This window comes from Actinomadura sp. 3N508 (assembly GCF_044326375.1).
Lineage (GTDB): Bacteria > Actinomycetota > Actinomycetes > Streptosporangiales > Streptosporangiaceae > Spirillospora.
This window is the reverse complement of record NZ_JBIRAX010000016.1, coordinates 126,263-147,139: the sequence shown is the minus strand read 5'-3', so window position 1 is coordinate 147,139 and position 20,877 is coordinate 126,263. Positions and strand designations below refer to the sequence as shown.

The following is a 20,877-nucleotide window of genomic DNA, read 5'->3' as shown; positions in this document are numbered from 1 at the left end:
GGACCGTCGCCCCCGATGCCCGTCTCCCCGTCCCCGTCCGCCCAGGACGCCCGCCAGGCCATCGCCGACCAGTTGCGCGCCATGCGCGTGGACGCGGGGCTGTCCGCGATCGGCCTGGCCCAGAAGGCGGGCTGGCACCGCACGAAGATCAGCAAGATCGAGCACGCGACTCGTCCTGCCACCGCTCAGGACATCCGCACTTGGTGTCGGATCTGTGGCGCGGACGATCAGGCCGCGGATCTGATCGCGGCGGCCCGCGAGGCCGACCTGATGTATGTGGAGTGGCGGCGGGCGCACCAGACCGGGCTACGGCGGATGCAAGAGTCACGCAAGCCGTTGTTCGAGCAGACCACCCTGATGAGGGTGTACTGCTCCGCCGTGGTTCCCGGGCTGTTTCAGACACCCGCGTACGCCACTGCGATGCTGAAGGCAGTGACGGACTTCCAGGGCACCCCGGACGACGTCGCCGCCGCAGTGCAGGCCCGGCTGGACCGCTCCCAGGTGATCCATCAGGCCGGGCGCCGGTTCGCCGTGGTCATCGAGGAGGAGGTCCTGCGGCACCGGATCGGCGACGCCGAGACCATGGCCGGGCAGCTTGGGCACCTGTTGTCGGTGATGTCGCTGCCGGCGGTGTCGCTGGGCGTCATCCCGTTCGCGGGCCCGCCACGCGAGATGTGGCCGGTGCCGACCTTCGACGTCTTCGACGAGCAGCGGGTGCACATCGAACTCCTGTCGGCCACGGTGACCATCACCGCGCCCACCGAGGTCGGCCTCTACGTCAAGGCCCACACCCGGCTCGCCGCGGCCGCCGTCCACGGCGCCGCCGCCCGGGGGCTCATCACGGCAGCCATCGACGCGCTCGACTAGATCGTCCGCCACATTCGGGCACACTCGTGGACCACGCCCCGCGCGCGCCGCGAGAGTCGGTGAAGCCCGCACCGACCGCACCGCCCGGGGAGGCTCGATGGGACCCCTGAACCGCAACGGCCCGACAGGTCAACCCGGCTCCACCCCACTCTGTACGTCCGTGCACGCTTCCCAGCACCGCATCCCCCACATGGCCAGCACGGATGAGGCGCTGGACGGCGCCGGGCACCAATCCGACGAACTGCTCCGCCGGGAGGCACCGCCGGAGCCTGCACTGGTACTGCGGCAACTGCGGGCCGCCTATCCACGCTGGGCGATCCTGTGCATCGCGGCCGACCGGTGGATCGCGGTCCGCGGCAACGACCTGACCCTCGTCTGCCCCACGCCGATCGAGTTGCGCGCAGCGCTCGACGCGACCCGCTCCGCTGGCATCCGAGGCTGACCGGCGGACTCCGCGCAGCCACCATCTGCTCTTCGAGCCCCCCGCATCCGCTCCCGTTTCTGATCCGTGCTGGGAGACCGCCATGCCTACAACCGTCATGCCCCAAGCCCCGGCCGCGCCTGCCGCCCTAATCAGGCGGCTAGCCCGAGGGGTCGAGCACGCAACCGGGCGCGCTGCTGGCGACACCGTGAACGACCTGGGTGACCTCACCAACGCCGCGCTCACCGACCCGGCTGCTCTGACCTCGGCGATCGGGAGGGTCGTAGGCGACGGCCGGACCGTGGTCACCGGCACTCTGGACCGCCGACTCGTTCTGATTTCGCACTGCCAAGACCACGCGCCCAAGACGGCCACCGCTTGGACGGCCGTGGACCTGTCCGGCCGACCGCACGGCACCCGCGACTGGCCGTCGTGGACCCGCGGGCGGCTGACCATCAACGACCCCGGCCACTGGCTGTCGGCGGCGACGGTGACCGCCGAGGGTGTCGCACGCCTGATGGCGCCTAGAGTGCTGCTGGTCGCGCTCTACCATCCCGAGCACTTTCCGCTGCCGCGTTTCCCGCTGGGAATCTCCGACCTCGCTCGCGCGGCCCGCGCAACCCTGCTCGGCCAGGTCGAGCTGATGGACCTGCAACTCGGCCACACCCTGGACGATGTGCTGACCCGGGTCGCCGCCGTCGAACCCGACATCGTCGGGGTGTCGGCGACATTCGGGCAGCACGACCTGATGACCGAACTGCTCGACCACCTCACCGCCCGTCGCCGCCCGCCGATGCTGGTGGCCGGCGGCAGCCTGACCGTCCGCAACGAGCGACTGCTGCTGGACCGCTACCCGCGGTTGCTGATCGCCCGCGGCGCGGGCGAGCCCACCATCCAGGACCTGCTGGCGCTGTGGCACGGGGATCTCATGCTCGACCAGGTCCGGGGAATCGGCTACTACGACCCCCACGCCGCCACCAACGACACCCAGTGCGTCGGCTCAGGCCGGGGCGAGCGGCAAGCGCACCGTGGCCGCACGGCGCTAGTGCAGGTGGACCGGGTACGCCGTACCGCCACGGTCGCCAACCGGCTCCAGACCGACATCTGGCCCGAACTCGATCTGCTCGCCGAGACCTTCCGGCACGGCGGTGTGGCCCAGTTGGAGTCCTCCCGCGGCTGCACGAACTTCTGCTCGTTCTGCCCCCGCGGCCAGAAGGGTGCCTGGGCCGGCGCCGACCCCGACGGCCTAGCGCGGATCCTGGACGCCTACCGGCAGGTGTTCGAGCAGTTCCCCGATGTCCCGCCGATCGTCTATCTGGTCGATGAAGAGTTCATCGGCCGCGACGCCACCGCCGTCCCCCGCGCCTTGCGCCTCGCCTCGGTGCTGCAACGGGCAGGACTGCAGTGGGAGACCTCCTGCCGCATCGACCAGGTAGTCCAACCCGATCAAGACCGGACCTGGAACATCGAGCGCGCGGCCATGTGGCGAACCCTGATTGCGCGGGGCCTGCGGCGTTGCCTATTCGGCGTGGAGTCGGGGGTGACCTCGATCCTGCAGCGATTCAACAAGGAGACCACTAGCGAGCAGAACGTACTGGCCATCCGCATGCTGTCGGCGCTGGGCGTGCCGACGCGATTCACCTACATCACCTTCGACCAGCTCATGACCCTGGATGAACTGACGGCCACGCACGCCTTCCAGGGCCGCACTGACCTGTTGCTACGCCCTCTGCCGCACCTGGACCTCGCCGACATCGTCGACGGTGTCGCCGACGAGTCGTTCGTCGCCGAGCACACCACTGGCCAGCCGTTCCACACCGCGATCAGCTACCTGCTGGTCAGCATGGAATGCCTGATCGGCTCCGCCTACACCCGCCAAGCCACCGCCCGCGGCCTGACTGGTGAGACCGATCCGCTGATGGGCCGCGTCCAGGCCCGCTTCGCCGACCCGCGGATCGGCGTGGCCAGCCGCTGGGCTCAGCTGTGGGTGGACCGCAGCTTTCCCTTCGACTACACCCTCAAGTCCTTGGAGAAGACCCTCACCGGATCGGCCCGTCACCAGGTCCGGGCCTCCCGCAGCATCCTCAAACACGCCGCCTACAGCCTGCTCAGCGACATGCTGCCGCTCCTACATGACGCTTCCCGCGACCTGGCAGCGCAGCAGGCGCTCGATCGGGAATGCCGCAGGCTCGCGGATCGGCGGCTCACCGATCTGACCGTCCAAATGCGACCTGCCGTCGCCGAGCTGCGCGCCGCGCTCAGCAGCGAGCGCGCCACCATCCTGGCCCGCGAACACCACCGCTGGGCCACGCCGAAACCCTGGCGGCTCATCAATACCGCCGATCCCTGCGGCACATGATCCGCTTCGCGGACCTCACTGCCCTCGCCGTCACCCAGGGCCCTCTCCCAACGATTCCCAGGGCGCGGCTCTGCGCGCGCACGCACGAACAGAGAAAGGACGGGCGGATGACCACGCCGCTGGAGCAGCGCGCCGTGCCCGGGCTGGCGAGCAAGGTGTCAGCGATCGGCGCGGGCTGCTGGACCATTGGCGGCGCCGCCACCAACCGCGGCGTCCCGATCGGCTGGGACGGCGTCGACCCCGACCAGGCCCTCGCGGGGCTGCGCCGCGCACACGAACTCGGCGTCACCCTGTACGACACCGCCGACGTGTACGGACTGGGCCGTAGCGAGCGTCTCCTCGGCCGCCTGCTCCGCCACTGCGAACGGGACCAGTTGGTGATCTCCAGCAAGGTCGGCTACTTCGCTGGCACCGCCGCGCACCCCTACCAACGCGATCAGATGCGCCGTCAGCTCGACACCACCCTGACCAACCTCGGCACTGACCATCTGGACCTGTACTTCCTTCACAGCGACGACTTCGGCGACAACGACACCCATCTGACCGCCGCTGTCGCGCAGATGAACGCCTTCCGCGACGAGGGGCTCATCGGAGCAGTCGGCATCCGCGCACCACACGAGTTCGCGGCCGAATGGGCCACCACCGGACCGCACCGTGCGCAGGCTGCGCGGTTCCTGCACCTGTTCACCATGATTAGGCCGGACGTCATGACCGTCCGCTACAACCTGCTCTCGCCCGCCTACGCGGACCACGAGACCGACATCTTCAGCTTCGCCCGCCGTCACGGCGTCGGCGTGCTGATCAAACAGGCCCTCGCCCAAGGGCTACTACTCACCGCCGACCATCAGGCGCCCGTCTACGGCAGCGGCGACCATCGCCGTCACGATCCGCTGTTCCACCCCACCACCCGCGCCGCCATCGGCCACATCGTCCGTCGGCTTCGCGACCAGACCGGCCCCACCGGCCTGCAACGGGCCGTCCTCCGCTACGCCCTCGACCAGCATCCCGACACCGCCGTCCTGATCGGTTTCCGCAGCCCAACCCAAATCCAGCAGACCATCACCAACCTCGGCGCCCCACTCACCCTGCACGAGCTGACCGGCCTACACGCATTCGCCCGACGCGCCCGGAACCTCCTACACACCGTTCCCCCGACCGCCCGGACGCAGGCCGTCCACAGCCCTAAAGTGCCAGAACACCCTCCGCGCGGCCCGCACGCCCGCACCCGACAAGAAGTACCGAAAGGTTCATTGTGAAATACATCGAGATCGAGCAGAAGTACCCGATCACCAACCCCGACGCACTGCGGGCCGTCCTCACTGACCGCGGCGGCAAACCCCGCCCCGTCGTCCGCCAGGTCGACACCTACTACAACGCCCCGCACCGCGACTTTCTCGACGCTCCCGTCATCACCGAATGGCTGCGCATTCGTCAATGCGACGACGGCGCCTCCCTCAACTTCAAGAAGTGGCACCTGGGCGAGGACGGCAAAGCCACCCACTGCGACGAGTACGAGACCGCCGTCACCGACGCCGAGGCCCTCCGCCGCACCCTACGCCACCTGGACTACACCGAAATGGTCACCGTCGACAAAGCCCGCGAGGAATGGGACCTCCCCGACGGCCGCATCGTCATAGCCTTCGACACCCTCGCCGGCCACGGCGCCTTCGTAGAATTCGAATTCAAAGCCGACGCCGACACTGTCCCCGCCGCGATCGACGAGCTGACCGCCTTCATCAGTGAACTCGGCGTCCCGCTCGGCGACCGCATCCACCGCGGCTACCCACACATGCTCCTCGGCCGCGAACAATAGGGCCCATCAAGAGCGTCAATGCCGACGTCCGGCGCGTCCGCTTCCGAGGAGCCGACCAGTAGAGCCGGAACCGCCGCTACGGGCACCATCCCGTGCCGTACAGGTGGGAAGCCTGCCCACCGTGAAAGTCTCCTGCTAAGAGCTCAGGGGGGACCCGAGGAGAGTTCGCGAAGGTCGCCGACGACGGTGTCGGTGGTGAAGTCCTCGATGCGCTGGTCAAGTTCGCCAGCGAGGGGCTGCCCGGTGTAGCCGGGCGCGGCGAGTTCTCTACGGGTGCGGTGCAGACTTTGCAGCACGGACTCGATGCGCCGGTCTCGGGGCAACGCCAGGACCGGTTCGATGGCGTCCTCAGCGGCGTCGAGTTCACCGTCGCGCAGCAGCACGGTCGCCAGCATGATGTTGGTGCCCGCTACGTACCCGTGGTAGTGGTCCTCGCCCGGCGCGGGGCCGGCCTGGTAGAGGTCTCTGGCCTGCCGGAGTTCCTGGATCGCCTCAGCGCTGGCATCGGGCAGCTCCGCCAAGGATCTCCCTGCCAGGAAATGCTGAGTGGCGCGCGACAGCCCGAACTCGCCGCCGATCTCCAGGACCTCGTCGTGGTGGTCAGCGGCGCGGGCCTCGTGCGCTGCGCTGATCGCTGTGCGGGCGGTGTCGGCGTCGCCCAAGCGTGCGGCTGCCCGGCCGTGTATGAGGTGGAGTAGAGCGGCGGCTTGGCCGGTGTCCAGGTAGTCCAGCCCGGATCGGGCGAGGTCGCGGGAATGGCGTGGCCGTGGATAGTAGACGATACCGGCCTGCTCCAGGCGCAATTGAGCCATTAGTGGCCGGTGGTCGATCCCGGTGGCGTACGCCCATCCGGCCCGGACCAGTTCCTCGGCGGCCGACCGGTTGCCCAGACTGTTGGCGGAGGCCGCCATCAGCACGTGCAGGACGCCGAGCAGGAAGTACAGCTCAGTCTGGTCCCGTGGCCACAGCCGTCGGTCCAACACCCCCCAGATCCGCTGCCGCAGTTGACGCAGTTCCTGGAACACGGCGAGCGGTTCACCGGTCATGTGCTCGTGGGAGAGCCGTTGGACGTCGGCGCGCAGTTGCGCCAGCGTGGCTTCGCCGATGTCACGGCGTTCGGCTTGTTCGGCGTGTTCGCTGCTCTCGTGCGCGGCCATCGCCACCACCTTGTGCTGGCCACCGGGGCTATCGGTGTCGGGTTCCTTCCAACCACGGTATGCGGTGGCTGGCGCGGTCGGCAGGTCGGGTTCGCCAGCCTCGGCCTGGCGGGCGTTGTTATGGATCACGTCGCGGAGCGCGCGCCGGTCGCTCTCAGGCATAGCGGCAAGGTCATCGGCATCGACGACCTGGTCCAGGCTCGTGTCGTACAACTCGGCGAGCCGGATTAAGACCGTCAGGCTGGGCCGCTCGGCGCCAGCGGCAGGCCAGCGTTCGTAAGCGCCGATGCGGCTCTCCGACATCGGGGCACGGCCAGCGGAGTCGTAGCGCAGGTTGTATTGCAGCGCGATCGTCGCCTGTGTCCAGCCGAGGGCGTACCGCCATGCCCGGCGGGTCCGGAGGCCCCAGCGCCGCATCATCTCGTCCCTAATCGCCCGCGCCGGAGTGTCTGCGGCCAGCAGCCGCTCGCGCAACTGGTCCCGTTCGGCTTTGGTACCTCGCGGTGCCGCGCGCCGTCTACCTCCGTTCGCGTCCTCCCTCGGCGTACGGCTTGGGGCTCCGCGACGCGGTCCGGTCATCGCCCGATCCTCCCGGTGGCTGGGTGTGCGCTTCCCATTACGCACCCGCACGCCGGAAATTGCACCTGCCAGCCAGACGTGTTCTGACGGCATAACCGTGGAAACGCGCTCACGTCAGGCTGTTGGCGCAGGTCACTGCATGTGCCGGGACCGTGGTTTTACACCGCTCCCTTTGACTGCTGGGGACGGGTGATCAGGCGTTGACTGTGCGCTACCGCGGCGGCGGGGAGATCGTCCCCACCGGCTCCCCGCCGCTGCGTCCACGCTCACCCCACCTACGCCGACCTGGATCCGTCATGACCGCAGGCACCACTGATCTCGCCAAGGCCGCGCTAAAGCGAGACTTCCCGGGCTGGAACATCATCCGCTCCGCGCAGGGTGGGTGGTGGGCGCAGCTGTTCCCGGTCCCGCGTGACCGCTACTCGCAAGTGAACATGGTCGAGGCCACCACCGCTGAGGACCTGCGCAAGAAGCTGACGGCGGCCACGGCATGACCGATACCGAGCACACCTACACCAAGCCCCGCCCCGCGCTGATGTACAACTTCTACCTGCGGGGTAAGTCCTGGTCGGGCATCGATGCGCAGGCCGCTATCGAGGTCATCCGAGCCGCGCCGGACGCCCCGGCCGTTGCCCAAGCAAACCTGAAGTTTGCCGGGCGTGCCGCCGCGTGGGCGGTCGCCGAGTTCGGGCTCGGGCAGGTGCTCGACGTCGGTGTCGGGATCGTTCACGACGTGCCGCTCGACGGGGTCGAGACCTGCGTCCGCGCCGTCGCGCCCAACGCCACGGTGCTCGCCTACGACAACGACCCTGTCGTGCTCACCCATGCGCGGGCCTGGGCCCACTACGGCGGTGTGCTGCGCGGCGATATCACCGACCTCGACAGCATCTTCAACCATCCCGACGCGGTCGGCCTGATCGACCCGAGCGAGCCAACGTTGGTCGTGGCCGCCGCGGTTCTCCATTTCGTGCGCGACCCGGCCGCCGTCATGGCCGGGCTGCGGGAACGTCTGGCGCCCGGCAGCGTCGTCGTGGTCTCGCACGCTACCTCGACAGGAACCGAACAGGGTGCCGTCGACGACATGACCGAGGCCTACGACACGGCCAGCAGCTCCATCAACTTCCGGCCGGAGGAGGAGATCCGGGCGCTGGCCGATGGCTGGGCCATCGTCACCCCGCCTGGCCTTGTCCCCGTGGAGACCTGGTCCGTCGACGGTAGCCGGCCGTACGCGCCCTACGAGAGCGTCCGAGTCCTCGGCATGGCCGCCGTCCTGCCCGGTGGGCCCGCCCCTCATCTGGGAGGTGACCGTGCCGCGCTCTGACGACTACGGCGACTGCGGCGTGGTGTTCGGTCCCGGGCGCCTTGCCGCCGGTGAAGCGTCGTGGCCGACGCTGTGGAACTACTTCGCCAGCGGTAAAGATCACTACACCGCGGACCGGATGCTCGGCGATCTGGTCACGAAGCAGAACCCGGAGTTCGAGCGGATCGCGGCGCTGCGGATCGCGGCACGGGCGCGGCTGGTGCGGTACATGGTCGCCGCCGCAAGCGTCCGGCAGCTCATCATCGTCGACTGTGACCTGCCCACACACGACGAGGTCCACGAGGTCGCACACCGCATCGACCCGCGCGTCCGGGTGGTGTACAGCTCCGGGCACCCGGTAGTGATGGCCCACGCCCGCGCGGTCATGCCGGCCTTTGGGTACCTCGATGCGCCAGCCACCGATCCAGCGGCCCTCGTGGACGGCGCTGCCGCCGCCCTCGACCTGACCGAGCCGACCGGTGTCCTGCTCGTGAACGCCCTCGACGTCCTGGACGCCGACACCGCCCGCCACATCACCTGCACCTTCGCCGACGCCCTCGCCTCCGGCAGCTACATCGGGATCACCCACCTCACCATCAAGCCCACCGGCGACCGGCCACCGACAGGGCCAAGTCTGCACGCGTTGTTCACCGCCCGGCACATGCCCCCACCGGTCTTCCGCACCCCGGCAGAGATCGCGGGGCTGCTCGATGGCTTCGAGTTGCTGGGGCCGGGGGTCACTCCTGTTCCCCGCTGGCGCCCTGAATCCCTGCTTGACCAGCTCGAGCACGACCCGCCCGGCGACATCCGCCTGGTGGTCGCTGCCGCCCGCAAACCCACCCCAACCGTTCCGCTGCTCGCCCCGATCTAGAAACGGCGCCCGATGAACGAACCGACCCTCGACACCACGACACCGCCCCGCCAGCCGGTATCGACCCAGAAGCCCGATGCGCGCAACTTCGAAGACGCTATGCGCGTCCAGCTCCAGAAAGCGAGGGTGAGCGTCGGGCTGGCGGCGATAGCCCCGCTGGTGCTGCTGCCGCTCGGCTGCGGAGCCAGCGCCCTCCTCGGCTTGCTGCCCTCACCACTGGGGGCCGTGTTGAGCATCGTCCTGGCCGCAGCAGCCGTCGGCGGTGTCGTACTGGGCGTCGTCATCGGCTACCGCACCGGTCCGGTCAAGAACGTGGACTGGGACACCGCCACCGCCTACGAGCGCCGCCTAACCGAGCCCCTTGCCCACGACGTCCGCGTCGTCCTGGCCGAGGCCCAGCACAGGGTCCGCCGCCGTACCCCGCACGCGTTCGGGGCGCACCTGTACGTCATGCGACCCGATCCCTCGCACCGGGAAGAGAGCTGCACCATCGACGCCGGCGGGTGCGTGTGCGCGCCGTACCGGCTCTCCGCTGCCCTGCTCCCGAGCCGCCGGCACCCGGTGCTGGTTATCGGAGAGCGGCTCCTGACCGTGCCCCACACACTGCTGGCGTTCGTCCTGGCCCACGAAACCCACCACGCCCGCCGTGCATCACGCACTCTGCACCTGCTACTGGATCTGCCGTCGCTGGCCTGCTGGTTGGCGTTGGGCCTGCTAGTCCCTCCGCCGCTGCTACTCATTGCCGTCCCGGCCCTGTGGCTGGTCACCACCGCGGCGCGGTGGGGCGACGAACTCCGGGCCGACGTTGCCGCTGTCCGAGCCGTCGGCCCGGCCGCCGCCCGCGACTACTGGGCGGTGGTGCAGGACGCCCGCCCCAGCCGGGTCGGCGTGTCCAAGGTGCTGAGCGCGATCGCGCGGCCGCTGGCCCCGCACCCGCCCTTCTCTCTGCGCGTCGCCCTGGCCGCACGCATTACCGGCCCGCGCCCCTGATCCTCGCCCGGCCGCAGATCCCGACCGCGTGACCAACGAGCCCCCGTCACGCGGTCTGATCCTCCGGTCTGCGGCCGGGCGGGCTCCACCGTTACCGCCCAGCCGACTACTGGCCACGGTTCGCCGACCCGACCCTTAGAAGGACTCACACGTGCAGCTCATCGTCATGAGCCTGAACTTCCAATACGCAGGCCGTATGGACTCCGACGGCCGCCCCGACCACCGGTGGCCCGACCAGGTCGACATCATCCGGAAGGTCGATCCACACATCCTGCTCGGCCAGGAGGCCCATGGCTGGGGGGCCGACCCACGCCTGCAGGCCGCGGCCGAGGACGACCTGGGGATGCGCGCCCACGTCGCCCCGTCCAAGTCCGGCGCGCACACCGTCGTGATGCACCGCACCGACGTCCTGGAATGGAGGCACTGGGAGACCAAGTACCACGACGAGACCCGCCACGGCTTCGGCGTCGCCGTCTTCGACCTCACCGCCGACCCGGAGGTGACGGTACCGCTCACCGTCATCTCCGCGCACCTGCACCCCAGCAGCGTGCAGAAGGCCGCCATGGAGGCGCAGGTCCTGATCGAACGTCTCTACCGCTACGGCGGGATGGGTCTGATCGGTGGCGACATCAACCACCTCAGCCCCGCCGACACCGACCCGGACTGGGAAGCCGTCCCGCCCTACAACCGCTCCTCTCGCTGCCACCGCCGCCTCGGCCCGCAGGAGCCGTGGCTGGGTAACCCCCTGGTCGGACAGACGCTGCACGACGGTGACCTGCTCGACGTGGCCGCCCTCATCGCCATGCGCCTGAACAACCCTGCGGCGGACAAGGAGCTCTTCGCCCCGACCGGCCACCACGGCGGAGTCCGAACCGATCAGATCTGGGTCACCGACAACATGACCGATGCCGTCCTGGGCTACCAGCGAATCGACACCGGGCAGGCGACCGACCACGACGCCGTCGTCGCCACCATCGACACGGCTCCGCTGCACAAAGTCCAGGCCCGCGCATGGATCTGAGAGACCACGAGCAGCACCCGCAGGACTACCGCGACGACCAGAGGCACCTGCTCCATCTGATTTATTTCGCCAGCTGGTTCGTTCCGACGTGGTTCGTTCCGCAGTGGCCCAGCGTCAGGCGACCTGGCCTCTGGCCTTGGGTGCGAGGGTTCCTAGCCCGCCGCCAGCGCGCACCACGGAACGGCGCGCCATGAGCACTCTGATCAATCAACTCACTGAGCACAGCGACGTTGAGCATCCGCACCATGCCGTTGCGTCCAGATCGGCCCCGCGCTCAGCTGCCCGCGCCCGCAACCTTGATCGCCAACAAGCCCGACATCGACCGGAAGACGGGACCGATCATGTCCGACACACCCGACAACCACGTCATCGTGCGCGCTGCCACCTACAACCTGCACGAGGGGGGCCTGGACGGTGAAGGCACCGAGCCCGACGAAAAGGACGACTCCCGACTCCAGCAGCAGGTCGACACTCTCTCCCGCCTCGACCTGGACCTGATCGGTCTCCAGGAGGCCAAATGGAGCTACCTCGGGAACGACCGCCTGAAAAGGGTCGCCGACCTGCTCGGCATGACCTATTACTTCCTGGCCCCGTCCAACTTCTACGGCTGCGACATCGCCGTCTTTGCGCGCCCAGGCGACAACCTCACCGTCGTGAACACCCGGCAGCTCACCGGCCCGCCGTGGGTCCACACGCTCATCAACGTCCACCTGGAGATCGCCGGGCTCGACGTGCATTTCCTGGTCGGCCACTCGGCGCCCTCCGGCCCGACCGCCCGCCTCGCCGAGGCGGAAATGGCCGCCGTACACAGGGACCTGAACGTGATCTACGCCGCCGACTTCAACGCGGCCGCAGAGGACGACGACCCGGACACGACCGGGATCGACCCGGTCAAAGCCGCGAGCAAGCTCGACAAGCGCCCCGCCCGCACACTCACCGCCAACGGGTTCTACAACATCGGCCGCATCTGTCAGGACCCGATCCCGACCGTGGGACACGGCGCCCCAAACGAAACCCGCAACAACCAGCTCGCGTACCGGTGCGACCGGATTCTCACGACGCTGCCCGAATGTGTCACCGGGTACGGCGTCGAGCTCGGAGCCGATGACCTGTCTGACCACCGCCCCGTCTGGGCTGAGTTCGCGCTCGGCCAATAGGCCCCGGCCCGCTCCCCTTGCCCGTCAATCCGAGACGAGAAGCTCAGATGACCAACACCTCCCACGCCACCGGCACGGCCTTAACCATGATCCGGGCCGGTGCACCCCACCAAATCCGGGCCGAAGAATGGACGTAGACCTCCGCCCAGCGACAGCGGCCGTCCCTGCGGTTGCCGACGGCACGTTCCGGATTGCTCTGATCAACTGGTGCTACGGCGGCGTCGACGGCGGGGCGGATCGGCGCTGGCAGCAGACCGTCGACGTGCTCCGCGCGACCGGCCCGCACGTGGTGTTGTGCCAGGAGTTCGGGGTGCCGCAGCCGGCGCTGAGGCAGTCCCGGTACGTGCAGCGCACCAGCAACGCCCTGGGCATGCAGGCGGTGCTGGGCCCGGTGCCGCCGGGGGCCCGCTCCGCCCTGCACACCGCGATCCTGGTCGACACGCGCACCACTGGGTGGCGTGTCACCGACACCGGCCCCTACACCCACACGCGTTTCGGCGGTACCCAGGCCGCGTCCTGGTGCGTGGTGGAGCTGGACATCCCCGGCCTTCCCCTGCCGCTGCACTGCGTGAGCGTGCACCTGCCGGCGCGGTCTGCCGTCGACCAGCTCTCCCAAGCTCAAATGCTGGCCGCTCTGATCGCCGCGATGGAGGGCCTCGTCCTGGTGGGCGGCGACATCAACACCTATCCGCGCGGCGGCCCGCCTGTCACCACCGACGAACTGGAGTGCCTGCCGCCGCATCTGCGCGTGACCCGATGCTGGACCGGCGCGGACGGTCGCCTGCAAGCCAACCACGACGTCGATGACGTGTTCGTCCGCGCGGGGCTCCTGGACATCGCGGCGCACCTGCCCGCCGACCGCCGCACCCCGCCGAAGCTGCGGGCGACCGGTAAAGGCGGCGCGCGCGTCGACCGCGCCTACGGCTCACCCGAGCTGCTCACCGCTGCCACCGGCTATTGGCAAGTGGGCATCGGCTCCGATCACGACGGGGTGATCTACGACATCTCTTCGACCACCCTTCGCCGGGCTCTAGCCGGCGACGAACTGTCCGATCACCGAGATCACCGCCGGCCGATGACCCCGCTTCCCGTCCGCGACCATCAACCCGACACAAGAAGCCCCCTATGACCAGGTCTCCCCTCGCGCTTGCCGCCGCCGTGGTGGTGGTGGTGCTGTTCGGCACGCACTTCGCCACGGCCCTGAACGACTTCGCCGAACTGGCCGGAGTCGACATCGACTGGCCCGGCCTCCCAGTCCCGGTCAACCTGCCGGCCGCCAACCTCACCGCCGCCGGTATCTGGCTGCTGTTCCGCATCCGTCACCCCGCTCACAACCGCACGCCAGGCAGCAGCGCAACCGGGCTCGCGGCATGGTGCGCGGCCGGGCTCACCATCGCAGGGCTGGCGCTCTTGCCCCACCTCGGCCAGGCTGCCGACACCGCCGCGACCGTGTTGCTGGCCGGAGCAGGCGCATGGCTATGCGCCGCAGTCGCTGCCGACGTCGGCGCACCGCTGTGGCGGGGGCGGCTGCCCGGCGAGATCGTGCGGCGCTGGGACATCACCGCCATCACGGCCTGCACGGTCATGCTGGCCGGGCAAACGACCTCGATGCTCTGGGGGGAATGGATCGCACAGCTCGGCCCGGCCGAAACCGACCAGGCCAACGCGACCGGTCTGCCGAACCCGGTGCTCTTCGCCACCCAAGCCCTGGTCGCCGGGCTACGGGAAGAGATCCCACTGCTCGCAATGCCCGCCGTGCTGATGGCCGCCGCGCGGCGCCCCGCCTGGCAGATCCTCCTGGTGGTGTGCGCGCTGCGGGCGGTACCTCACGCCTACCTGGGCGCCCCCGCGCTGGCCACCATCGTGTTCGCTGCGGCCGCCTGGTGGATGTATCGAGCCACCGGCCGGATCGGCCCGATCATCGTCGGACACACCCTCTACAACGCGACGATCTTGTTCGGTGGTGCCCCCGGTCGGTTGATGCTGCTGGCGACCATTCCGGGCGCCGTCCTGCTCCTCCTACACGCCCCCAAAGCCGCACCCACGTGGCTACGCAGATGGATCCAGGACAAACCCGCCCGCGACCGTCCCGTCAAGGCGAAAGGGCCTGCACTATGACCTCGGCGGATCCGCTGGAGGTGGACCCCTTCGCGGCCGACGATCCCAGCGCACGGATCGATCACCTGCACCGAACGCGCCGCGCGACCCACCGCTCCATGAAGCTGCACGGCGAAGCACTGTGGGCCGAGGAACAGCGCTTTTCAGGAAGGTTCAACGCCCCGGCGAACATTGACGCCCTCCCCGCCAATCGGCGCCCGGCGGCCATGGCGGCCACTCAGGCGACGCACCTCGCCGACGCGCACCTATATGGCCTGGACGAGGCGGCCACCACCACCGCAGTTGCCCTCGGCGCCCGCATGGTCGAGTTCACCTCCAGCGACGCTGGCCCGGACGTCCAGCGAGCGTGGAGCCCGGTTGCCGCACCACCCGCCACGTCCGGTCTCCTGCGGTGGGCCAGCGGCATCGGCTACGACACCCTCGGTGTCCCGTTGATCGCCGCCCACTGGGGCCCCACGCCAGAAGGCACGTGGCTGGCGTTCTGGGCCGATAATCGCGTCGCCGTCCGCAACGACATGACCCAGGACGGCCGGACCCGCAGCCAAGCCCAACTCGTTCTGCAGGAGTTCGGCCCGCTGGCCACCACCGGAATCGCCACGGCCCTCATCCCCCGCCCGGATGCCAGGCCGCCCACCCAACCGCCCGCCGTCCCGCGCGCGGAGCCCTCGCCCGCACCGATCGACCCACTCCTCGCGCTGACAGCGACCGTCGTGGCCTCATGGGCGCTGCTGACCACGCCCGGTGCCGCGCGCCTGATCACACGGGGCCCTGGTGGCGCCGGGGCCGCCCGCGACCGCCGCGCCGGACTCACACCCCGCCCCGCGATCCTGGCCATAGAACCGATCGACACCCAAACCATCCAGCGGCTGGGCAGGAAGGAGCCGCCGTGACCTCCTAGCAGGCCCCACGATTGGGGGCTCCTCGGTCCATCTTTACGCCGGTCTCACCGGCCAGTGGTCCACCCACCGTTGCCAGATGGCAGCCTGACCATCTCGGGTCCAGCGCCACGCCGCCGTTCCCTGCCCACGGAGGCGAAGGGTCAACCAGCAAAAGGAGGCTCCTCCCACGACGACAACGGTGTGGGACCAGTTAGCGGTTTCGGCGTGAGTGACTCACCGCAATCAGCCGCTCTCCGAGATGTGGGCCGCATACGCGGGGCCAGCCAAGTATCGTGCTGGCGAACTCTGGTGTCGTTCGGTGTGCCGCCACATCGACGGTTGTGTTTGGGGGCGAGGCGCGTTGGCTACCGCGACAACGGTTCACGATGTGCTCAGGGCAATTCGTGACGGCTCATCTGTGAACCGGGACCGTGGAACGCGCTTTGAGGAGCTGATGGTCCGCTACCTCAGCACCGATCCGCAGTGGAGCGAGCAGTTCAGCCGGGTGTGGATGTGGGCGGACTGGCCCGGCGCCGAGCAGGACAAGCGTGACACCGGCATCGACTTGGTCGCCCAGGACCGGGAGACCGGCGGCTTTTGCGCTATCCAGTGCAAGTTCTACGAGCCCCAGCACACCGTACGCAAAGAGGACATCGACTCCTTCTTCACCGCCTCCGGCAAGGGCGGCTTCACCCGCCGGCTGATTATCTCCACAACGGACAAGTGGAGCGATCATGCCGAGGCTGCGTTGAAGGGTCAGCAGATCCCGGTCAACCGCCTCGGTCTGGCTGACATCGCGGCCAGCCCGGTGGAGTGGCACTTGGCGACCACGGTCGAGGCCGAGATCGGCATGACGCTGCGTGCGAAGAAGTCGGCGCGTGCGCACCAGCGCGAGGCGATCGACGACGTTTTCGCGGGCTTCGCCGAGCAGAACCGCGGCAAGCTGATCATGGCGTGCGGTACCGGGAAGACGTTCACCGCGCTGAAGATCGCCGAGCGGTTGCAGCAGGAGCGTGCCCACGCCGGGCAGGGCGACCACACGACTGTGCTGTTCCTGGTGCCCTCGATCTCGTTGCTCTCGCAGAGCCTGCGTGAGTGGTCGAACGAGACCGCGGTGCCGTTGCGCGTCTTCGCGGTGTGCTCGGACGCGCAGGCCAGCAAGCGGCTCACTCAAGGTGACGATGCAGACATGGCCGTCCACGACATGGGGCTGCCCGCCACCACCGACCCGAATCGGCTCATCGCGCAGATGGCGAGCGTGGAGGCAGTTCCGGGGCTGACGGTAGTGTTCTCCACCTACCAGTCGATCGGCACGATCTCGGCCGCGCAGAAGCAGGGACTGCCTCGGTTCGACCTGGTCCTGTGCGACGAGGCACACCGGACGACCGGCGTCACCCTGGCCGGACATGATGAGTCGGCATTCGTGCGCGTCCACGACGACGCCTTCCTCGGCGCGGACCGCCGCCTGTACATGACGGCCACCCCGCGCATTTACAGCGAGGACACTCAGACCGAGGCGAAGAACTCCAGCGCCGCCGTCGCCTCGATGGACCGCGAGGACCTGTACGGCCCCGAGTTCCACCGCCTGGGCTTCGGTAAAGCCGTCGAACACGGGCTGCTCACCGACTACAAGGTGCTCATACTCACTATCGACGAAGGCGTGGTCGCCGACACCCTCCAGCAGGGCATGGCGGGCGGGACGTCCGAACTGAACCTTGACGACGCCGCAAAGATCATCGGCTGCTGGAACGCCATGGCGAAGCGGTCGGGGACCTTCGCCGACGGCACAGGATTCGGCCCCGACGAGGCACCGATGAAGCGTGCCGTGGCGTTCGCCCGATCCATCGCCGATTCCAAGGCCATCACCGAACGCTTCAACGAGGTCATCGACGCCTACGACGACGCCGACGAGGAGGTTCTGCGCTGCAGCGTCGACCATGTGGACGGCACCTTCAACAGCCTGCAGCGCAACCGGCTACTGGATTGGCTCCGCCAGGACCCCGGCCCGGGCCAAGCCCGCATCTTGTCCAACGCCCGCTGCCTGTCCGAAGGCGTGGATGTCCCCGGGCTGGACGCCGTGTTGTTCCTGCACCCGCGCAACTCGGTAGTGGACGTCGTCCAGTCCGTCGGTCGCGTCATGAGGCTAGCCCCGGGCAAGAACTACGGGTACATCATCCTGCCGGTAGCGGTCCCCGCTGGAACGGCCCCGGAGAGGGCCCTCGCGGACAACAGGCGGTTTAAGACGGTCTGGCAGGTCCTGCAGGCGCTTCGCGCCCACGACGACCGATTCAACGCCACCGTCAACCAGATCGAGCTGAACAAGAAGAAGCCCGAGAACATCGGCGTCGGACACATCGGTCCTGGCGACGAGACGATCGGCGACAAGGACGGCTCCAGCACCCCCGAGACCGAGCAGGCCGCCAAGGATCAGGAGGCACAGAGCGCCCAGCACGTCCAAGACGTCCTGTTCTCGATCACTGACTGGCGGGACGCCATCTACGCACGCGTCGTTGACAAGGTCGGCGAACGTACCTACTGGGAGGACTGGGCCAAGGACATCGCGGACATCGCCGACCGCCACGTCACCCGCATCCGCGCTGCCCTCAAACTCCCTGGCAAGCGGGCTGTCTTCGAGGAGTTCGTGGACGAACTCCGGGCGAATCTAAACCCTGGTGTCAGCGACGACGACGCCATCGACATGCTCGCTCAACACATCGTCACCAAGCCGGTGTTCGACGCCCTGTTCGCCGGCTACGGGTTTGCCGAGCACAACCCCGTCGCCCGGGCCATGCAGCAGATCCTCGACGCCCTGGACGATCAGGGTCTCGACGCCGAAGCCAAGGCCCTCGAAGGGTTCTACAAGTCGGTCCGGGTCCGCGCCGAGGGCATCGATAACCACGAAGGACGCCAGCGCGTCATTGTCGAGCTGTACGACAAGTTCTTCAAGAACGCCCTGCCCAAGACCGCCGACGCCCTCGGCATCGTCTACACGCCCGTCGAAGTTGTCGACTTCATCATCCGCTCGACCGAACAGGCCCTGAACAAGCATCTCGGCCGCTCTCTGACCGACGAAGGTGTCCACATCATCGACCCCTTCGTCGGCACCGGAACCTTCCCGGTGCGTCTCCTCCAGTCCGGACTCATCAAGCCCAAAGACCTACTACGTAAGTACACCAGCGAGCTTCATGCCAACGAGATCGTGCTCCTCGCGTACTACATTGCGGCAGTAAATATCGAGGCGGCCTTCCACGACCTCGCCGGCGGCGACTACCGGCCGTTCGAGGGCATCGTGCTAGCAGACACGTTCCAACTAACCGAGGGCAGTGAAACAGAGCTCGATGGGATGGACGTCCTCGAGGGCAACAGCGAGCGCGCCAAGAGGCAGAAAGCCCAGCCGATCACGGTCGTCGTCGGCAACCCGCCCTACTCGGTGGGCCAAGACAGCGTCAACGACAACAACCAGAACCTCAAGTACGAGGTGCTGGACGCCCGCATCGCCGAGACCTTTGTGGCCCAGTCCGCGGTCGGCAACAAGAACAAGCTCTACGACTCCTATATCCGGGCCATCCGCTGGGCAGCCGATCGCATCACAGGCGAGGGCGTTGTCGCCTTCGTCTCCAACGGTGGCTACATCGACGGCACCAGTGCCGACGGTCTGCGCAAATCCCTGGCGGACGAGGTCGACGCGATCTACTGCTACAACCTGCGAGGCAACCAGCGCACCGCCGGGGAGCAGTCCCGCAAGGAGGGTGGCAAGGTATTCGGTTCGGGCAGCCGCAACACCGTCGCCATCTTGATCCTGGTCAAGGGTGGCCAGAATCCCGGGGCGACCGCGGGCTGCGAACTGCACTACCGAGACATTGGCGACTACCTCACCCGCGAGGAGAAGCTGAACAAGCTTCGGATTCAGAATCTAGAGACTGTGGAATGGGAGAAAATCACTCCGAACGTCGAGGGTGACTGGATTAACCAGCGGGACGAGTCTTATGTTTCATTCCAAGCCATCGGCGACAAGAATAGGACGCTGGCTAGTCAGTCTATTTTTGCACTCTATTCCAGCGGCCTGAACTCTGCCCGCGACTCCTGGGTCTACAACTTCTCCGAGGAGAAGGTTCGCGCCAACATGGAGTCGATGATCGACTTCTATAACAACCAAGTACGAGATTTTCAATCTCATTGCAAAATCAGCGGCATGGCGAGTCCCAGCGTGAAGGACGTAGAGCAATGGATCGACACAAATCCAAAAAAAATTAGCTGGAATCGCGCCGATAAGACGAGGCTAGCCAAGGGGGAGAAGTACGTTTTCGATGCCGCCTGCGTCGTCATCTCTTCCTATCGGCCTTTCGCCAAGCAGAAGCTATACTTCCATTCGCGATTGAACGACATGACGTACCAACTGCCCAGACTCTTCCCAACCGCCGAACATGAGAACTGCGGCTTCTACATCACAGGTCCTGGTGCCGACGAGCCGTTTTCGGTTCTCATGTTCGACGACATCCCGAATCTGCATGCGGTTGGAACGAGGAGCATGGGTCCGCTGTTCCCGCGCTACACCTACCGGGAACTGTCGGTCGAAGGTGGACTCCACTTCGGCGACGACGCGGATGGCTATGAGCGCGTCGACAACATCACCGATGCTGCTCTGGCGGGCTACCGCAAGACGTACAACGACCCGTCCATCAGCAAAGACGACATCTTCTTCTACACCTACGGCCTGCTGCACTCCACGGAGTACCGAGAGCGGTTCGTCGCTGACCTGAAGAAGTCCCTGCCTCGCGTCCCTAAGGTGACCAGCTTCTACGGCTTCGTCGAAGCCGGCCGCAACCTCGCCGACCTGCACATCAACTACGAACAGGCCGTGCCCTATAAGGGCATTGTCGAGACTGTCGCCGGTGATCCCTCCGCCACTTCACCGAGGGAACTGTACCGGGTCGCCAAGATGAAGGTCCACAAGGTTAAGGGTCAGCCTGACCGTTCGAAGATCGTCTACAACAACCGCATCACGCTGACCAACATCCCGGAAGATGCCTATCGCTACCAACTCGGCGCCCGCTCCGCAATCGAATGGGTCATCGACCGGTACCAGATCAAGATCGACAAGAACTCCGGCATCACGAATGATCCCAATGACTGGTCTGATGACCCGCGCTACATCATCGACCTGCTCAAGCGAATCGTCACGGTCAGCCTGGAGACGACGAAGATCGTGGACGCCCTGCCACCACTTGACATCCTGGACCAGCAGTAGTTGCTCTCACCTTGAGCGAGGACAGATGATCGGGCCTCCGCAATTCCTCCTTTCGGTTCATCATGTTCTCATCGGGAGAAGCACTGCGGGCGCGGGAT

General features: G+C 67.6%; 16 protein-coding genes. 15 read left to right on the top strand and 1 reads right to left on the bottom strand.

Annotated elements, in window-relative coordinates; translation table 11 throughout:
- The first annotated feature begins 15 nt into the window (after nucleotides 1-15).
- The 5 genes from ACH34S_RS38630 to ACH34S_RS38610 all read left to right on the top strand — a co-directional run bounded on the left by ACH34S_RS38630 (nucleotide 16) and on the right by ACH34S_RS38610 (nucleotide 5,460).
- Nucleotides 16-867 (top strand): helix-turn-helix domain-containing protein, encoded by an 852-nt coding sequence (locus ACH34S_RS38630; RefSeq protein WP_395957874.1) that lies wholly within the window; start codon nucleotides 16-18, stop codon nucleotides 865-867.
- Between the two features lie 190 nt (nucleotides 868-1,057).
- On the top strand, nucleotides 1,058-1,309 hold the full coding sequence (locus ACH34S_RS38625; protein ID WP_395957873.1) for a hypothetical protein: 252 nt from the start codon (nucleotides 1,058-1,060) through the stop codon (nucleotides 1,307-1,309).
- A gap of 187 nt (nucleotides 1,310-1,496) precedes the next feature.
- Complete coding sequence (locus ACH34S_RS38620) at nucleotides 1,497-3,647, top strand: B12-binding domain-containing radical SAM protein (protein WP_395957872.1); 2,151 nt, start codon at nucleotides 1,497-1,499, stop codon at nucleotides 3,645-3,647.
- A 107-nt stretch (nucleotides 3,648-3,754) separates the two neighbouring features.
- Nucleotides 3,755-4,903 (top strand): aldo/keto reductase, encoded by a 1,149-nt coding sequence (locus ACH34S_RS38615; protein WP_395957871.1) that lies wholly within the window; start codon nucleotides 3,755-3,757, stop codon nucleotides 4,901-4,903.
- A complete protein-coding gene (locus ACH34S_RS38610; RefSeq protein ID WP_395957870.1) occupies nucleotides 4,900-5,460 on the top strand; it encodes a class IV adenylate cyclase in 561 nt (186 codons plus the stop codon). Before ACH34S_RS38615 ends, ACH34S_RS38610 begins: the two co-directional genes overlap by 4 nt.
- 143 nt (nucleotides 5,461-5,603) lie before the next feature.
- Here the strand turns inward: ACH34S_RS38610 and ACH34S_RS38605 are convergent, their stop codons facing one another.
- Nucleotides 5,604-7,091 carry a helix-turn-helix transcriptional regulator gene (locus tag ACH34S_RS38605; protein ID WP_395957869.1) on the bottom strand — a complete coding sequence of 496 codons (1,488 nt, stop codon included), beginning with the start codon at nucleotides 7,089-7,091 and terminating at the stop codon, nucleotides 5,604-5,606.
- 401 nt (nucleotides 7,092-7,492) lie between these two features.
- Here ACH34S_RS38605 and ACH34S_RS38600 point away from each other — a divergent pair, with 401 nt between their 5' ends.
- From ACH34S_RS38600 to ACH34S_RS38555, 10 genes are all read left to right on the top strand, one after another.
- The gene (locus ACH34S_RS38600; protein WP_395957868.1) at nucleotides 7,493-7,690 is read left to right on the top strand and encodes a hypothetical protein; all 198 of its coding nucleotides are present in this window, start codon (nucleotides 7,493-7,495) and stop codon (nucleotides 7,688-7,690) included.
- Complete coding sequence (locus ACH34S_RS38595; protein ID WP_395957867.1) at nucleotides 7,687-8,517, top strand: SAM-dependent methyltransferase; 831 nt, start codon at nucleotides 7,687-7,689, stop codon at nucleotides 8,515-8,517. The genes ACH34S_RS38600 and ACH34S_RS38595 overlap by 4 nt, the downstream gene beginning before the upstream one ends.
- Complete coding sequence (locus ACH34S_RS38590) at nucleotides 8,504-9,367, top strand: SAM-dependent methyltransferase (protein ID WP_395957866.1); 864 nt, start codon at nucleotides 8,504-8,506, stop codon at nucleotides 9,365-9,367. The genes ACH34S_RS38595 and ACH34S_RS38590 overlap by 14 nt, the downstream gene beginning before the upstream one ends.
- Nucleotides 9,368-9,379: 12 nt before the next feature.
- Nucleotides 9,380-10,357: a hypothetical protein gene (locus tag ACH34S_RS38585; protein WP_395957865.1), complete on the top strand. Its 978-nt coding sequence runs from the start codon at nucleotides 9,380-9,382 to the stop codon at nucleotides 10,355-10,357.
- Nucleotides 10,358-10,508: 151 nt separating this feature from the next.
- Nucleotides 10,509-11,378, top strand: a complete 870-nt coding sequence (locus tag ACH34S_RS38580; protein WP_395957864.1) for a hypothetical protein — start codon at nucleotides 10,509-10,511, stop codon at nucleotides 11,376-11,378.
- A gap of 341 nt (nucleotides 11,379-11,719) precedes the next feature.
- On the top strand, nucleotides 11,720-12,535 hold the full coding sequence (locus ACH34S_RS38575; protein WP_395957863.1) for an endonuclease/exonuclease/phosphatase family protein: 816 nt from the start codon (nucleotides 11,720-11,722) through the stop codon (nucleotides 12,533-12,535).
- Between the two features lie 127 nt (nucleotides 12,536-12,662).
- Nucleotides 12,663-13,664: an endonuclease/exonuclease/phosphatase family protein gene (locus tag ACH34S_RS38570; protein ID WP_395957862.1), complete on the top strand. Its 1,002-nt coding sequence runs from the start codon at nucleotides 12,663-12,665 to the stop codon at nucleotides 13,662-13,664.
- Nucleotides 13,661-14,653 carry a type II CAAX prenyl endopeptidase Rce1 family protein gene (locus tag ACH34S_RS38565; RefSeq protein WP_395957861.1) on the top strand — a complete coding sequence of 331 codons (993 nt, stop codon included), beginning with the start codon at nucleotides 13,661-13,663 and terminating at the stop codon, nucleotides 14,651-14,653. Before ACH34S_RS38570 ends, ACH34S_RS38565 begins: the two co-directional genes overlap by 4 nt.
- A complete protein-coding gene (locus ACH34S_RS38560) occupies nucleotides 14,650-15,543 on the top strand; it encodes a hypothetical protein (RefSeq protein ID WP_395957860.1) in 894 nt (297 codons plus the stop codon). The genes ACH34S_RS38565 and ACH34S_RS38560 overlap by 4 nt, the downstream gene beginning before the upstream one ends.
- 442 nt (nucleotides 15,544-15,985) lie before the next feature.
- Nucleotides 15,986-20,779 (top strand): DEAD/DEAH box helicase, encoded by a 4,794-nt coding sequence (locus ACH34S_RS38555; protein WP_395957859.1) that lies wholly within the window; start codon nucleotides 15,986-15,988, stop codon nucleotides 20,777-20,779.
- Nucleotides 20,780-20,877: the final 98 nt, after the last annotated feature.

Excerpts from the sequence above, each read along its gene's own strand:
- ACH34S_RS38630 (WP_395957874.1), top strand. The coding sequence starts at position 16 with ATGCCCGTCTCCCCGTCCCCGTCCGCCCAGGACGCCCGCCAGGCCATC.
- ACH34S_RS38625 (WP_395957873.1), top strand. The coding sequence starts at position 1,058 with ATGGCCAGCACGGATGAGGCGCTGGACGGCGCCGGGCACCAATCCGAC.
- ACH34S_RS38615 (WP_395957871.1), top strand. The coding sequence starts at position 3,755 with ATGACCACGCCGCTGGAGCAGCGCGCCGTGCCCGGGCTGGCGAGCAAG.
- ACH34S_RS38600 (WP_395957868.1), top strand. The coding sequence starts at position 7,493 with ATGACCGCAGGCACCACTGATCTCGCCAAGGCCGCGCTAAAGCGAGAC.
- ACH34S_RS38595 (WP_395957867.1), top strand. The coding sequence starts at position 7,687 with ATGACCGATACCGAGCACACCTACACCAAGCCCCGCCCCGCGCTGATG.
- ACH34S_RS38585 (WP_395957865.1), top strand. The coding sequence starts at position 9,380 with ATGAACGAACCGACCCTCGACACCACGACACCGCCCCGCCAGCCGGTA.
- ACH34S_RS38575 (WP_395957863.1), top strand. The coding sequence starts at position 11,720 with ATGTCCGACACACCCGACAACCACGTCATCGTGCGCGCTGCCACCTAC.
- ACH34S_RS38570 (WP_395957862.1), top strand. The coding sequence starts at position 12,663 with ATGGACGTAGACCTCCGCCCAGCGACAGCGGCCGTCCCTGCGGTTGCC.
- ACH34S_RS38565 (WP_395957861.1), top strand. The coding sequence starts at position 13,661 with ATGACCAGGTCTCCCCTCGCGCTTGCCGCCGCCGTGGTGGTGGTGGTG.
- ACH34S_RS38560 (WP_395957860.1), top strand. The coding sequence starts at position 14,650 with ATGACCTCGGCGGATCCGCTGGAGGTGGACCCCTTCGCGGCCGACGAT.
- ACH34S_RS38555 (WP_395957859.1), top strand. The coding sequence starts at position 15,986 with ATGGTCCGCTACCTCAGCACCGATCCGCAGTGGAGCGAGCAGTTCAGC.